This window comes from Thioclava sp. JM3, from assembly GCF_002213185.1.
In the GTDB taxonomy this organism is placed as follows: Bacteria; Pseudomonadota; Alphaproteobacteria; order Rhodobacterales; family Rhodobacteraceae; genus Thioclava; species Thioclava nitratireducens.
In genome coordinates, this window is record NZ_NBOB01000001.1 from 448,116 (window position 1) to 462,729 (window position 14,614).

At 64.8% G+C, this 14,614-nt stretch carries 14 protein-coding genes; 10 read left to right on the forward strand and 4 right to left on the reverse strand.

What is annotated here, in order from left to right; all coding sequences use genetic code 11:
• Nucleotides 1-172: 172 nt before the first annotated feature.
• From rpoH to B6V73_RS02160, 3 genes are all read left to right on the forward strand, one after another.
• On the forward strand, nucleotides 173-1,072 hold the full coding sequence (rpoH, locus tag B6V73_RS02150) for an RNA polymerase sigma factor RpoH (protein ID WP_075774967.1): 900 nt from the start codon (nucleotides 173-175) through the stop codon (nucleotides 1,070-1,072).
• Nucleotides 1,073-1,200: 128 nt separating this feature from the next.
• Nucleotides 1,201-2,178: a Gfo/Idh/MocA family oxidoreductase gene (locus B6V73_RS02155; RefSeq protein ID WP_088724383.1), complete on the forward strand. Its 978-nt coding sequence runs from the start codon at nucleotides 1,201-1,203 to the stop codon at nucleotides 2,176-2,178.
• A gap of 48 nt (nucleotides 2,179-2,226) precedes the next feature.
• Entirely contained in the window at nucleotides 2,227-3,132 is a 906-nt protein-coding gene (locus B6V73_RS02160; RefSeq protein WP_143597854.1) for a formate/nitrite transporter family protein, read from the forward strand.
• Nucleotides 3,133-3,183: 51 nt separating this feature from the next.
• Here the strand turns inward: B6V73_RS02160 and B6V73_RS02165 are convergent, their stop codons facing one another.
• Both B6V73_RS02165 and B6V73_RS02170 read right to left on the reverse strand, forming a co-directional pair.
• Nucleotides 3,184-3,984: an SseB family protein gene (locus tag B6V73_RS02165; RefSeq protein ID WP_075774969.1), complete on the reverse strand. Its 801-nt coding sequence runs from the start codon at nucleotides 3,982-3,984 to the stop codon at nucleotides 3,184-3,186.
• Nucleotides 3,981-4,562: a uracil-DNA glycosylase family protein gene (locus B6V73_RS02170; protein WP_088724384.1), complete on the reverse strand. Its 582-nt coding sequence runs from the start codon at nucleotides 4,560-4,562 to the stop codon at nucleotides 3,981-3,983. The genes B6V73_RS02165 and B6V73_RS02170 overlap by 4 nt, the downstream gene beginning before the upstream one ends.
• Nucleotides 4,563-4,717: 155 nt before the next feature.
• Between B6V73_RS02170 and B6V73_RS02175 the strand changes: the two genes are divergently transcribed.
• From B6V73_RS02175 to kdsA, 3 genes are read left to right on the forward strand one after another with little or no spacing between them, the layout of a single operon-like run.
• Complete coding sequence (locus B6V73_RS02175; protein WP_075774971.1) at nucleotides 4,718-5,371, forward strand: ATP-binding cassette domain-containing protein; 654 nt, start codon at nucleotides 4,718-4,720, stop codon at nucleotides 5,369-5,371.
• Nucleotides 5,355-7,160 carry a capsule biosynthesis protein gene (locus tag B6V73_RS02180; protein WP_088724385.1) on the forward strand — a complete coding sequence of 602 codons (1,806 nt, stop codon included), beginning with the start codon at nucleotides 5,355-5,357 and terminating at the stop codon, nucleotides 7,158-7,160. Before B6V73_RS02175 ends, B6V73_RS02180 begins: the two co-directional genes overlap by 17 nt.
• A gap of 35 nt (nucleotides 7,161-7,195) precedes the next feature.
• The gene (gene kdsA / locus B6V73_RS02185; protein WP_088718509.1) at nucleotides 7,196-8,029 is read left to right on the forward strand and encodes a 3-deoxy-8-phosphooctulonate synthase; all 834 of its coding nucleotides are present in this window, start codon (nucleotides 7,196-7,198) and stop codon (nucleotides 8,027-8,029) included.
• 61 nt (nucleotides 8,030-8,090) lie between these two features.
• Here kdsA and B6V73_RS02190 read toward each other — a convergent pair whose 3' ends face one another.
• Together B6V73_RS02190 and B6V73_RS02195 are read right to left on the reverse strand one after the other, a co-directional pair.
• Nucleotides 8,091-8,936: a fumarylacetoacetate hydrolase family protein gene (locus B6V73_RS02190; protein WP_075774974.1), complete on the reverse strand. Its 846-nt coding sequence runs from the start codon at nucleotides 8,934-8,936 to the stop codon at nucleotides 8,091-8,093.
• 59 nt (nucleotides 8,937-8,995) lie between these two features.
• On the reverse strand, nucleotides 8,996-9,325 hold the full coding sequence (locus B6V73_RS02195; RefSeq protein WP_240496886.1) for a DUF202 domain-containing protein: 330 nt from the start codon (nucleotides 9,323-9,325) through the stop codon (nucleotides 8,996-8,998).
• 633 nt (nucleotides 9,326-9,958) lie between these two features.
• Here B6V73_RS02195 and B6V73_RS02200 point away from each other — a divergent pair.
• The 4 genes from B6V73_RS02200 to B6V73_RS02215 are packed head-to-tail and all read left to right on the forward strand — an operon-like array spanning nucleotide 9,959 to nucleotide 14,577.
• Nucleotides 9,959-11,533 carry a cbb3-type cytochrome c oxidase subunit I gene (locus B6V73_RS02200; protein ID WP_240504083.1) on the forward strand — a complete coding sequence of 525 codons (1,575 nt, stop codon included), beginning with the start codon at nucleotides 9,959-9,961 and terminating at the stop codon, nucleotides 11,531-11,533.
• Complete coding sequence (locus B6V73_RS02205; RefSeq protein WP_088723379.1) at nucleotides 11,530-12,183, forward strand: cbb3-type cytochrome c oxidase subunit II; 654 nt, start codon at nucleotides 11,530-11,532, stop codon at nucleotides 12,181-12,183. The genes B6V73_RS02200 and B6V73_RS02205 overlap by 4 nt, the downstream gene beginning before the upstream one ends.
• 16 nt (nucleotides 12,184-12,199) lie before the next feature.
• A complete protein-coding gene (locus B6V73_RS02210) occupies nucleotides 12,200-13,480 on the forward strand; it encodes a c-type cytochrome (protein WP_168174848.1) in 1,281 nt (426 codons plus the stop codon).
• Nucleotides 13,477-14,577: a c-type cytochrome gene (locus B6V73_RS02215; RefSeq protein ID WP_088724387.1), complete on the forward strand. Its 1,101-nt coding sequence runs from the start codon at nucleotides 13,477-13,479 to the stop codon at nucleotides 14,575-14,577. The genes B6V73_RS02210 and B6V73_RS02215 overlap by 4 nt, the downstream gene beginning before the upstream one ends.
• Nucleotides 14,578-14,614 lie beyond the last annotated feature (37 nt).

Genomic DNA, 14,614 nt, shown 5'->3' on the forward strand with positions numbered 1-14,614 from the left:
AGATGTTTTTTTACACATCCGCGACGGAAATCCCGTTACGATACGTTGATCTTTCTATGCGACTGCGTCAGGGCGGCTTTCGGTGAACCAATCCGCACTGCCTTGCGTTTCTTGAAAGAACGGGGGGCGATCCCCATATTGAGCAGCCGCCAAAAGGGAGACATGGGAGACGATGACGAGCTACACGAACCTTCCGGCCCCGAGTCCTGAGCAGGGGCTGAACCGCTACCTTCAGGAGATCCGGAAGTTCCCGCTTCTGGAGCCGGAACAGGAATATATGCTGGCCAAGAGCTGGGCCGACCACCAGGACACCGATGCCGCGCACCAATTGGTGACGTCGCACCTGCGTCTCGCCGCGAAGATCGCGATGGGCTATCGCGGTTACGGCTTGCCGCAGGCCGAGGTGATCTCGGAGGCGAATGTCGGTCTGATGCAGGCCGTGAAGCGCTTCGATCCCGAGAAGGGCTTCCGCCTCGCGACCTACGCTATGTGGTGGATCCGCGCCGCGATCCAAGAATACATCCTGCGCTCGTGGAGCCTCGTGAAACTGGGCACCACCTCCGCGCAGAAGAAGCTGTTCTTCAACCTCCGCAAGGCGAAGTCCAAGATCGGCGCCTATGAAGACGGCGATATGCGTCCCGAGAACGTCAAACAGATCGCGTCCGATCTGAACGTGACCGAGGAAGAAGTGATCTCGATGAACCGGCGGATGTCGGGCTCGGACGCCTCGCTGAACGCACAGATCGGCGCGGGTGACGAAGGCGGGGCCGCACAGTGGCAGGACTGGCTCGAAGACGAGGATGCCGATCAGGCCGAGGCCTATGCCGAGACCGAGGAGATGGAAGCCCGCCGCGAGATGCTGATGGACGCGATGGACGTTCTCAACGACCGCGAGAAGGACATCCTGATGCAGCGCCGCCTGCGCGACGATCCCGTCACGCTGGAGGAACTCTCGGGCGTCTATGACGTCTCGCGCGAGCGTATCCGCCAGATCGAGGTGCGCGCCTTCGAGAAGCTGCAGAAGCGCATGACCGAACTGGCACGGGAAAAAGGCATGAACGTGCCCGCGTAACCCGCGAACAGTAACGAGTGTGAAAGTATGTCGCCGCTCCCTTCCCGGGGGCGGCGATTTTCTTTGCGCCGCGCCGCATAAGCATTACCTTCGCCCCGGATACGAGCACGAAAAGAGGGAGAGAGACGATGCAGGTGTTGAACTGGGGAATCCTCGGCGCCGCGAAATTTGCGCGCGAGCATATGGGCCGGGCGATCCACGCGGCCGAGGGCGCGCGGCTGGCGGCGCTCGCGACGTCGAGCCCGGAAAAAGCCGATCCGTTCAAGGCCTTCGCGCCCGATCTCAAGGTTCATGACAGCTATGACGCGCTGCTCGCCGACCCCGGCATCGACGTAGTCTATATCCCGCTGCCCAACACGCTCCATGTCGAGTGGACGAAGAAGGCGCTGGCGGCAGGCAAGCATGTGCTGACGGAAAAGCCGATCGCGATGAAGGCCGAGGAGATCGACGGGCTGATAGACGCGCGCGACGCCGCCGGGAAATTCGCGACCGAGGCCTACATGATCGTGCATCACCCGCAATGGCGGCAGGTGCGCGACTGGCTCGATGCCGGTGCGATCGGAGAGTTGCGCCACGCCGATGTGGCCTTCACCTTCAACAACCCCGACCCCACCAATATCCGCAACAAGGCGGATATGGGCGGCGGCTCGGTTCCCGATATCGGCGTCTATGCCTATTCCTGCGTGCGCTTCGCAGCCCGGGCCGAACCGGGCGATCTGCGCGCCGTCATCCATCGCGAGAACGATGTCGACACGTTCACGCAGGTCACTGGCGAGATGGTCAGCGACAAGGGCCGCTTCACCTATGGCGCGCTGACCTCGACCCGGCTGCATCCGCGCCAGGAAGCGGTCTTCCAGGGCTCCGAAGGTTTGATCCGCCTCACCTGCCCGTTCAACGCGAATGTCTTCGATCAGGCGGAGGTCACGCTGATCCGCAAGGGCAAGCCGGACGAGATGATCCGCTACCCGGGCGTGAATCAATATGTGATCCAGGTGGAGGCCTTCGTGCGTCATGTCACCGAGGGCGCGCCCTATGCGTGGACACTTGAAGATGCGCGCGGCACACAGGCGATGATCGACAAGGTGTTCGCCAGCGAACAGGGATAGCGCAGGCTCGCACAGGGAACAAAGCACGCGGGACGGGGTTCAGCACGAATGAAATCAGACAGTTCCCAAAGTGACGCGCAGGGCGGGTCCGACAACGGCAGCGGAAAAGCCCAGAACAACGCCGTGCGCGAACGGCACGAGGAGCGCTCGGTGAAGCAAGCCTCGCGCCTCTCCGCGCGGTTGATCTACGCCGTGATCCGGCATGACGGCGACGAAGAGCTGAACCGCCCGCTCACCTCTCTCGTGTGGTCGGGGCTCGCGGCGGGCATCCTGATCAGCCTCTCGGTCATCGCGCAGGCGAGCCTGCATGCGCGGCTGCCCGACGAAAGCTGGCGGATTCTGGTCGAGTCCCTCGGCTATTCGGCCGGGTTCATGGTGGTGATCTTCGGGCGGATGCAGCTGTTCACCGAGAACACGATCACCACCGTCCTGCCGGTGGTGGCAGAACGATCGCTGACATGCCTGCTGAAAATGCTGCGGCTCTGGGCGATCGTGCTTGCGTCGAACATTCTTGGCTGCGCGATCGCCTCGGGGTTCCTGAGCATTCCCCATGTCATCCCCAACGAGATGACCGACAGCCTGCTGGCCGTGGCGCGCCACGCGACCGACGGCGACATGGGACAGAACTTCTACCGCGCGATGCCGGCGGGCATCATCATCGCCGCCGTGGTGTGGATCATGCCCGCGGCGCAGGGCAGTTCGTTCCTCGTGATCCTCGCGATGACATGGCTGCTCGCGGCCTCGGGCTCTGCGCACGTCGTCGCGGGCTCGGTCGAGGCGGGACTGCTTGTCTGGAGCGGCCATATGAGCCTGACCGAGGCGATCAGCCGGTTTTTCTTCCCGGTTCTCGCAGGCAATGTCGCGGGCGGCACGGCGGTCTTCACGCTGCTGACATGGGGTCAGGTGAAGAACGAGGTGATCGGCGAGCACGACGAGGCAGACGACGAGTCCTGAGCCGCCCCGACCGAGTTTTTCAAACCATATGCGAAAACCGCCGGGCGCGCCTCAGCGCAGCTTCGGCGGCTTGCTCGGATCCATGCCGGGGGCGGAACCGGGGCGGAGTTCCTGCACCTCTTCCTCGACCGGCTCGGGGACATGCAGCACGAGCCCCTTGTCCAGCAGAAGCTGCGCGGCCTTGTCCTCGGGCTCGAGGAAGGTCACGTCCAACTCGCCCGCATCCAGCCCCGAGAAGGTCAGCGCCTCGCCCATTGCCTTGGCGATACCCGCGCGGAAATGCTCATGCGCACCGATCACCGCGAGCACATGGCCCCGGTGGCCGTCCTCGTAGGTGACGCCGCCCAGCACGGCAGCCTGCGCGATCCCGGCAAGCTGGTCCAGCTTGGCCTCGAAGGCGGGCAGCAGCAGCGCGATCACCGCGGGCGACAGGCCCGGAGCGGTGAATTCCACCGGACGGCCCTGCGCCTCCAACGGCGTATGCGCGAGCGTCTCGGTCAGCCAGTCCAGCGCCTCGGGCGGCAACAGCATCGCCGAGTCCGCAACACCGAGATTGACGCCCAGCCCGATATTCTCGCCCACCAGATGCTGCGCGATCACCCGCCCCGGCAGCGCCGCGTAGGGCTGCGGCCCGTCCGCGAATTCGCCGAGACGGTCTTCGGTATCGAAGACGAGAACGAACTCGCCCTCTTCGGTGGAGAACACCTGCGGCTTGATGTTTTCGTCCTCGGGCTCTTCTTCGAGCAGCAGGAACAACTCGGCATCGGCGAGACGGTCGAACACGGCAAGGCGCTTGGCCTCGTTCTCCGGTTCGGCTTCCATCGCGGCATGGGCGCGGTCATAGGGGGTCATGTCAGCTCCTTCACCCGGGCGCGCAGGACCGGCAGCAGGTCGGCCTCGAACCACGGGTTTTTCTTCAGCCATCCCGTATTGCGCCAAGACGGATGAGGCAAGGGGAAGAGGCGCGGCGCGTGGTCTCGCCAGCCCAGCACGGCCTGCGTCACGTTGCGTGTGCCCAGATGCCAGCGCTGCGCGGCGCCGCCCACAAGAAGCGTCAGATCGACCGGGCCGATTTCCTCCATCACCCGGTCGCGCCACGTCTGGGCGCAGATTGCGGGCGGCGGCAGGTCGGACCCCTTCGCGTCATAGCCCGGAAAGCAGAACGCCATCGGCGCGATCGCGATGCGCGAGACGTCGTAGAAGGTCTCGCGATCAACGCCCATCCAGTCGCGCAGCCGGTCGCCCGAGCGATCGTTGAACGGCACGCCGGTCTCGTGCACCCGGATTCCCGGCGCCTGCCCCACGATCAGCACGCGTGCGCCGGCGGCGAACCACGCGACGGGACGCGGCGAATGCCCGGTCGCGGTCGCGCGGAACCGCGCCGCGCAAAGGCGGCAGTCGCGGATCTCGTCTTGCACGGGGCGGGTCATCGTTTCTCCTCTAGTGTCAATGTGTTCGTCATTGCATAACCCTCCCACAACTGAACATAATGCTGCCCAAATCCAAGGTTAGGCGGGTTCTCACACTGCTGCCCCCGTGATTTAGTGGCGAGGCGCGCACAGATGGAGACCCGGGCCAAAAAGTAATGATCGTATTCGAGAACGTCTCCAAATCCTTCTGGACCGGCAAGCAGCGCAAGGTGATCCTCGAACGCGCCAGCTTCCGCGTGGAGCTGGGCCAGAGCCTCGGCATTCTCGCGCCCAACGGCACCGGCAAGACCACGATCATCAACATGATGGCAGGGCTGGAAAAGCCCGACGAGGGCGAGATTCGCCGCACCAGCCGGGTCTCGTTCCCGCTGGGCTTCATGGGCGGCGTCGTCTCGAAACATTCGGCGCGCGAAAACGCCCGCTTCATCGCGCGGCTCTACGGGCTCGATCCCGATTATGTCGAGGCCTTCTCGCGCTGGCTGACCGGGATCGCGGAATATTTCGACCAGCCCGTGGGCACCTACAGTTCGGGGATGCGCGCGCGGTTCACCTTTTCCCTGCTGCTCGCGCTGGAATTCGACATATACCTGATCGACGAGGGGATGCCCTCGACCACCGATGTGGAGTTCAACCGCAAGGCCGGCTCGATCCTGCGCGACCGGCTGCGTAATTCCACCGTGGTCGTGGTCTCGCACCAACCCTCCACGATCGAGAAATTCTGCAATCGTGCGGCGGTGCTGCGCGACGGGCAACTTTACCAGTTCGACACTCTTGAAGAAGCGAAGCGGTTGTATGACTACCAGTCCTAAGGCCCCGAAATTCCGTATCCGCCGCGATGGGCCGGTGATCACGGGGAGCGACGGCTCGCTGCAGCTGGGGGCGATGCCGCTGAAATCGGGCCCCGGGACGACGGGAGAGCCGACCACGCCGCGCGCCTCCAACGCCTCTGCGGCCTCCGCCGCGCAAGCCGCACCCTCTTCCGACACGCCGGAACCGCAACGGCAACGTCAACGGCGGCACAGAGACAGCGATCCCTCCAGCATGTTCGAGCCGCAGGATGACGGGTTCGGCGATCAAAAATTCCCGACGGCGGAGCGCAACGGCGCCGAGGTGATCGATGCGGGCCAGCGCACCCCCGAGGAAGAAATCGACGCGATCCGCGCCGAGGGGCTGACCGGCCGCCAGTTGCGCCTCGCCCGCCGGATGGCGCAGAAACACGGCGTGCAGGCCAGTTCCGATTTCGAGGCCGTGCTGCTCCTGCGCCGCCGCGGGATCGATCCGTTCGACCGCTCGAATATCGTGGCGATGGTGAAACCCGGCGAGGCGGAAGCGACTTCGCGGGCGCTGGCACGGACCGACGGGCCGGGCGCGGATACCCGCGTGCACCTGCCGCAGACGATCAAGAAAGGTCAGCTCCCCTCGACCGAGGTGATGACCGAGGATCGTCGCGCCGCCGAGATCCTGCGCATCCAGCGCGACATCGCCAAACGGCGCCGCCGCAAGCTGATGCTGCTGGGCGCGCGGCTGGGCTTCTTCGTCGTGCTGCCGACGCTGATGGCCGCCTATTACTATTTCGCGATGGCCACGCCGATGTATGCGACGAAATCGGCTTTCGTGATCCAGAAGGCCGAAGGGCTGGGCAATTCCGGGCTGGGGTCGCTCTTCTCGGGCACGCAGCTCGCCACCAATCAGGACTCGGTGACAGTGCAATCCTATCTGCAGTCGCGCGATGCCATGAAACGGCTCGACCGCGATCAGGGTTTCAAGAAAATCTTCGAGGATCCGAGCATCGACCCGCTTCAGCGCCTGCCGAAGGATGCCACCGACGAGCAGGCCTACCGGCTTTACTCGAAAATGGTCGAGATCGGCTACGACCCTTCCGAGGGCATCGTGAAGATGGAGGTCATCGCCCCCGATCCGCAGAAATCGCAGCAATTCTCCGAGTCACTGATCTCCTATGCCGAACAGCAGGTGGACCAGCTGACTTCACGGCTGCGCGACGACCAGATGAAGGGCGCGCGCGAAAGCTATCAGGATGCCGAGGCGAAGGTGTTCGCCGCGCAATCCAAGGTGCAGCAGCTTCAGGAGAAGGTCGGCGTCCTCGATCCCGTCAGCGAGAACTCGGTGGTGATGGGCCAGGTCGCCAATCTGGAAAACCAGTTGCAGCAGAAACGGCTCGAGCTGGGCCAACTGCTCGACAATGCGCGTCCCAACCAGGCGCGGGTTTCGGGTGTGCAGGGCGACATCAGGCGCATCCAGGCGCTTCTCGAAAAGACGCGTGGCCAACTCACGGCAGGGCGCCAGGCCACCGGGGGCGAGTCGCTCGCCGCCGTAACCGGCCAGTTGCAGATCGCGCAAGGCGAATTGCAGACCCGCCAGATGCTGCTCTCTGCCGCCGCGCAACAGATGGAAACCGCCCGGATCGAGGCCAACAAGCAGGTGCGCTATCTGGAGATGGGCGTACGCCCCGTCGCCCCGGACGAGCCCACCTATCCGCGCGCTTTCGAGAACACGCTGTTGGCTTTCCTGATCTTCTCGGGCATCTATCTGATGCTGTCGCTCACAGCGTCGGTCCTGCGCGAGCAGGTCTCGAGCTGAGCTAGAGCGGCCCGTCACAGGCTGCGGAGAGAGAAATGAAAGACGTGAAAATCGGCGGGCTGACCGTCTCGAACGATCGCCCGCTGACGGTGATCGCGGGTCCGTGCCAGCTCGAAAGCCGCGACCATGCGATGATGATCGCGAAGGAAATGGCCCGCGCCTGCGACCAGGCGGGCGCGCAGTTCATCTTCAAGGCGAGCTACGACAAGGCCAACCGCACCAGCCTCAAAGGCAAGCGCGGCCTCGGCATCGACGCGGGACTGAAGATCCTCGAAGAGGTGCGCGCAGAGATCGGCTGCCCGGTGCTGACCGACATCCACGACGCGGAACAGGCCCGGATTGCAGGCGCCGTCGTCGACGTGATCCAGATCCCGGCCTTCCTGTGCCGCCAGACCGATCTTTTGCTGGCCGCGGGCGAGACCGGCTGCGTGGTGAACATCAAGAAGGGCCAGTTCCTCGCGCCGTGGGACATGCCCAACGTGGCCGAGAAGGTCGCCTCCACCGGCAACGAGAAGATCCTGCTGACAGAGCGCGGCACCTCCTTCGGCTACAACACGCTGGTCGCCGATATGCGCGGCCTGCCCGAGATGGCGAAGACCGGCTACCCGGTGATCATGGACGCGACCCATTCGGTGCAGCAGCCCGGCGGTCAGGGCGGCTCCTCTGGCGGTCAGCGCGAATTCGCGCCGGTGATGGCGCGTGCGGCGGTGTCGCTGGGCATTGCGGGAGTATTCATCGAAACCCATGAGGCGCCCGATAGCGCGCCCTCGGACGGGCCGAACATGATTCCGCTCAACCAGATGCCGAAGCTGGTGCAGACGCTGATGGAGTTCGACCGGATCGCCAAGGACGACCCGATCCGGCTGTAATCGCGCATGAAAAGGGCGCGCGAGTGTTCCGCGCGCCCTGCCCTGTTCGCAAAGACCTGCCTCAGGCGTCGGCCACGACCTCGGCGCGCTGCTGGCCCAGTCCTTCGATCTCCAGCTCCACCACATCGCCCGGCCGCAGGAAGCGCGGGGTCTCCATCCCCATCGCGACGCCCGGAGGGGTGCCGGTCGAGATCACGTCGCCCGGATGCAGCGTCATGAATTGCGAGAGGTAACTGACCAGCTTCTTCACGCCGAAGACCATCGTCTCGGTCGAGCCGTTCTGCATCACTTCGCCGTTCACGCTCAGCTTCATCGCCAGCTTCTGCGGATCGGCCACCGCGTCGCGCGTCACCAGATACGGTCCGAGCGGGCCGAAGCTGTCGCAGCTCTTGCCCTTGGTCCACTGGCCCGAGCGGTCCTTCTGGTAGCTGCGCTCGGACACGTCGTTGGCGAGCACGTAGCCCGCGACGTAATCCATCGCATCCTCTTCCGAGACGTATTTCGCAGGTTTGCCGATGACGATGCCCAGCTCGACTTCCCAGTCGGTCTGCTCGGCGCCGCGCGGAATCACGATCGGATCGTTCGGGCCCTGGATCGCGGAAGTGGCCTTCATGAAGATCAGCGGCTCCGGCGGCACCGTCGCGCCCGATTCCGCAGCGTGGTCGGCATAGTTCAGCCCGATGCAGATCATCTTCCCGATGCCCGCGATCGGCGCGCCCAGACGCGTGCCTTCGGGCACGGCGGGCAGCTCGGACACGTCCAGCGAGCCGATCGCCGCCAACCCGTCATCCGAGAGCACCGCACCCCCGATATCGGCGACCTGGCCCGACAGGTCGCGGATCACACCCTGACCGTCCATCAGCCCCGGTTTTTCGGCTCCGATAAGCCCGTGACGCAGAAGTTTCATGTAATGTCCTCCATAATTTGGCGGCATCAAGCCTGTGCGGCGACGAAGATGCAAGAGTGTCAGGTGACATGCAGGATGAAAATCCCGAGCAGAACCAGAAGCGCGATCACCAGCGCAAACAGCACCAGCTCGGGCCAGTTGGTTCCTTGGCTGTCCGGGGCCTTGCCGCTTTCGATCGCGGCGCGCAGCATCCGCATGCGCACGAAGGCGAGGATCACCACGACCCCGCCGCTCAGCACCATCGCCAGATCGGACCATTGCGGAAGATCCGTCCGGGTCAACTTCGCCGCGGTGAGCCCGACCCCGACGATCGCGACGGCCGTGCGGAGCCACGCGAGGAAGGTCCGCTCGTTGGCGGCGTGATCCTTGAAGTTCTCGTTCACGGCCACTCTCGAGCCTGCCTTTCCATCGCATCTCGCGCGATCCGCTGCGACACGCCACGCAAGGCGGCGCGCACCGCGCGCTCCTGTATCGGAATCGCATCTGCGGCCCGATCGGTTCCCCTATCCCTGGAAGCGGTCTACCGCCCTGCCCCTTGGGGAACCCCGCCCCGCTTTCAACTCATCTCACGGCAATCGTGAGCCGCGGATCACGAGATCGTTGCCCCGATCAGCGCTGCGGGAGCGCCTCGCGAGCGTCCCGCCAGCGGATTTCCGCCCGAAAAACAAGGCCCGGCTAACGCGTGCGCTTTCCGCAGAGGAAGGCTCTCCGAGCGGCTCGTTCAACCAAGATCATCATCGCGTGAGGAGAGGTGGTCGCGCCCCCGTGACTGCATCATTCTGGGCGCTCGCGAACATCCGGCGCCCGCGCCACATGGTCGTGATCGTCCCTCGGCGGGCGTTGGTGCGCCCGACATCTGCATACATCTGAATGTTTGGAACAGATCACTCCGCCATGCATTGTTCGTGAAAACGACGTGAACAAGAACCGACCGACCGGGCTAAAGGGAGAATGGAACAGTGACGAGCATCCACGCGTCGCACCGGCTCGGCCCGGGTCAAACCTGACACCGGAGCCAGCCAATGCAAATCACCGAAACGCTCGGCCTGCTGCTCGCCCTCAGCTTCGTCATCTCGCTACTGGCGTTGACGATCCTGATCTGGGCGATCGCGAACAAGCAGGTCCACACGCCAGACGCCGACGACGCGCGGACCATCTTCGAGCCCGGCGAGGGCGCGGATACCGACGCGCCGAACGACCCTCACCACTTCAACGCGGCGCGCGCCGGTATCGACGCGAGTTCCTCCAGCGTCGTGATGTGGCTCATCGCGGCGGCGGTGTTCTGGCTGATCTACGGCTCGCTGCACGGGCTGGCCGCCTCGCTGGAACTGCACCTGCCCGATCTGATGTCGGGAACTGCGCAGATGACCTTCGGGCGGATGCGCACGGTGCACCTGAACTCGGTCGCCTATGGCTGGGCGAGCCAGGGCGGCCTCGCCGCCGTCTGCTGGATCCTCCCGCGTATCTTCCGCACCGAACTGCGCATGACGGGCCTTCTGAAGACCGGGATCGTGCTTTGGAATATCGGCCTCGCCGCAGGCGTGTTCGCCATCGCGAACGGCTGGACCGACGGGCTCGAATGGCTCGAGATCCCGTGGCAGATCGACATCGTCCTCGCAGCCGGCGCGGCCTGTTTCGTGGCCCCGCTGATCTCGACCGCGAAGCACCGGAACGTCCATCACATCTACGTCTCCGGCTGGTATTTCCTCGCCGCGGTGCTCTGGTTCCCGGTGCTGTTCGTCATCGCCAACATTCCCGGCGGCCATCACGGGGTCGAGCAGGCCACGATGAACTGGTGGTACGCCCATAACGTGCTGGGCCTCTGGTTGACGCCGCTGGGCGTGGGCGCGGCCTATTACTTCATCCCGAAGATCATCGGCAAACCGGTCTATTCCTACGCGCTCTCGCTGGTTGGCTTCTGGGCGCTGGCGCTGTTCTACAGCCAGGTCGGCATCCACCACCTGATCGGCGGCCCGGTCCCGACCTGGCTGGTGACGCTCTCGGTCGTCCATTCGGTGATGATGTTCGTTCCCGTGATCGCGGTGGCGATCAACCAGCACGTCACGGTGGCGGCCAATCTCTGGGCGCTCAAGGAGTCGATCCCGCTGCGCTTCATCTCCTTCGGGGCGGTGATGTACACGCTGGCCTCTTTCCAGGGCTCGATCGAGGCGCTGCGCTCGGTCAACACGATCACCCACTTCACCCATTACACGGTGGCGCACGCGCATCTGGGCGCCTATGCCTTCGTGTCGCTGGTGCTGATGGGCGTGATCTATCAGGTCGTGCCGCGCGCGACCGGGAAATACTGGCCCTTCCCGCGAATGATCGCATGGCATTTCTGGCTGAACGTGATCGGCTTCGCGATCTACTTCTTCTCGCTGACCATCGGCGGCGTGCTGCAGGGCCTTGCCCAGCTCGATGCGACGAAGCCCTTCGCCGACAGCGTGACCCTGCTCAAGCCCTATCTTGAAGGCCGTTCGCTCGGCGGCGGGCTGATGACGCTGGGCCATGTGCTGCTGGCGATCAACCTCATTGCGCTCGGCTTTTCCAAGAAGACCCGTGAGACCGAAACCGACAACATGGTGGCTGCAGAATGAACCGCTATCTTCCTCTCGCAATCACGGCGCTGGCGATCCTCGCGCTCGCGACCCTGTTCCTGGTGATCGCGCCGGGCATGCAGATCAGCGCACAGGGACCGACGACGGGGCTCAAGCCTTACACCGAGGCCGAGGCGCGCGGCCGTGAGGTCTATGTCTCACTGGGCTGCCTCTACTGCCACTCGCAGCAGCCGCGTTCGCTGGCACAGGCCCCGGATGCCGAGCGCGGCTGGGGCCGGGCCTCGGTCGCGGGCGACTACGCCTATGACGCCCCTCACCAGCTGGGCACGATGCGCACCGGGCCGGACCTGATGGATATCGGCGACCGCATGCCCTCGCAGGCATGGCAACTGACCCATCTCTATCAGCCCCGCGCGATCTCCAGCTGGTCGATCATGCCCGCCTATCCCTACCTCTTCACGCATAAGGACAAAGCCGGGCCTGACGATGTGGTGGTCAAGCTGCCCGCGAAATACGCGCCCAAATCCGGTGTGATCGTGGCCAAGCAGGATGCGCTCGACCTCGTGACGTATCTGCAAGGCATGACACGCCAATACGCTCCGCCGAAGGACGGTCTGCGCGACAACGGCTACGCGCTGATCGCCGAGAAGCAACGCGAAGCGACCGATGCCACCAAGGCCTCGAACTGAGACGACGGAGACAAGAATGACCGACAAGAAACCCGATCCCCGGCGTCCCGACGAGACTTTCGAGCCGTTCGAGGCAACCCGCCGCATCCCGTGGCCCGTCTATTCGATCGCGATCGCGCTCGCGATCTGGGGGGTGATCATGCTGGTCCAGACCAGCACCGCCGTCCAGGTCGCGGACAAGGCGCAAACCGAAGCGGCCAAGCAGGAGCCCACGAAACTCGCGCAGGCCGCCGCGCCCGATCTCGACGCGGGCAAGACGCTGTTCGCGGACAATTGCGCGACCTGCCATGGCGATGCCGGTGAAGGCGTCACCGGCGCCTTCCCCCCGCTGCACGGCTCTGACATCGTGAAGCTGGGCGGCGCCAAGGCGGTGACCCAGATCGTGATGCGCGGCATCGGTGGCAAGCTCAACGTCAATGGCGAGAGCTACGAGGGCGAGATGCCCGCCTTCGGCTCTGTTCTCAGCGACACCGAAATCTCCGAAGTCGCATCCTATGTTGCCACCGAGCTCAATGACGACGCCAAGACCATCAGCGCCCCGGAGGTCGCCGATATCCGCAAGGTGGCGGGCGACATGGACCCGCTCGATGGCGGCGCCGGCCTCGCGGGGCTGATCAACAACCTGCCCGCGCAGCCGGAATCCGCAGCTGCCGAGAAAGGCCCCGGGTCCGAGCGCGTCGCGCAGCTCGTCAGTCAGGGCTCGGACACGGTCTGGGCCTGCGCAAGCTGTCACGGCGACAAGGGCGAAGGCACCGAGACCGTGCCACGGCTGGCGGGCCTTCCGGCGCCCTATCTGGCCAAGCAGTTGCACGACTTCCAGAAAGGCACCCGGCCCAACGACTCGATGGCCTATGTGGCCAAGGGGCTGAGCGATCAGGAAATCGTCGAACTGGCGAACTACTACGCCACGATGACCAGCCCCTCGGGCGCGAAGCCTTCTCTGGAAGGCGATCTCAAGCGCGGCGCACAGCTTGCCAAGGAAGGCGACTGGTCGATCGGCGTTCCGGCTTGCTTCACCTGCCACGGGCCCTCGGGCGTCGGCGTCGCGCCGAATTTTCCCGGGATCGCCGCGCAGCAGCCGGCCTATGTCGCGCATCAACTCGCGATGTGGGCAGGCGGCGCGCGCCATAACTCGCCGCTCGGCCTGATGGCGGGGATCGGCAAGGCGCTGAACGATGCGGATCGGCGCGCGGTGGCCGATTACCTCGCCTCGCTCGCCCCGATGCCGGCGATGGACAAAACCGAACTGGCCGCGATGGAAAGCAACATCCCGGTGCGTGAAGGAGTGGATCAATGAGTAACAAGCACCCGTCCGACATCCCTCCGCGCGGAGAGACCGCCCCCTCCCGCGGCAAGACGGCCCTGCGCGCGATCCTCGCGGTAGGCGGTGGCCTCGCACTGGTCGTGCTGGGCTCGCTGCTGGTAAATTTCGGCCTCGCACCCAGCTGGTTGACCGGCGCCACGCGTGACCAGAGCGAAGCCGAGGCCGCCGCGCAGCAAAGCGGTGGCGACACGCAGCAGGCGAAGCTTTTCACCCCGCCTGCGGAGAGCACCATTCCCGACGACGATTTCGGCAAGTCGGTCCGCCGAGGCATGGCGATTTTCAACGATACCGGCACCAACGCGCATGACTTCGTCGGAAACGACCTGTCCTGCTCGAACTGCCACCTCGACGCGGGCCGCCAGGCCTTCTCCGCGCCGATGTGGGCCGCCTACCCGGTCTATCCGAAATATCGCGGCAAGAACAAAATGGTGAACACCATGGAGGACCGCATCAAAGGCTGCTTCACCTATTCGATGAACGCGCAAGGTTCGCCCTCGGGGGGACCGCCGCCCTATGGCTCGGATGTCTATCGCGATCTGCAGGCCTATTTCTTCTGGATGTCCAAGGGTCTGCCCACGGGCGAGAAACCGGAAGGCGCAGGCTTCGGCAAGATCGACAAGCCCGCGAAAGAGCCCTCGCGCCAGCGCGGCGAAGCGGTCTTCGCCCAGAACTGCGCGGTCTGCCACGGCGCCGACGGTCAGGGTCAGAAGGACATCAACGGCAAGGTCGTCTTCCCGCCGCTCTGGGGGCCGAACAGCTTCAACTGGGGCGCGGGCATGCACAAGATCAACGCCGCCGCCGCCTTCATCAAGCATAACATGCCGCTGTCGGAGCCGAACAAACTGACCGTGCAGGAAGCCTGGGACGTGGCCGCCTTCGTCGACAGCCATCCGCGCCCGAACGACCCGCGGCAGATCGGCGACGTGACGGTGAAGGACGCCGTCGACAAATGGCACCACAACCATCAGGGCTTCTACGGCAAAGAGGTCGACGGCAAGCTGATGGGTCCGGGATATCCCTCCAGCGATCAGGCCTCGGCGCCTGCGCAAAACGAAAGTTCGGGAGGCTAAGCCTTTCCATTAGACCTCCTAGAACGGGCCGGCGCAG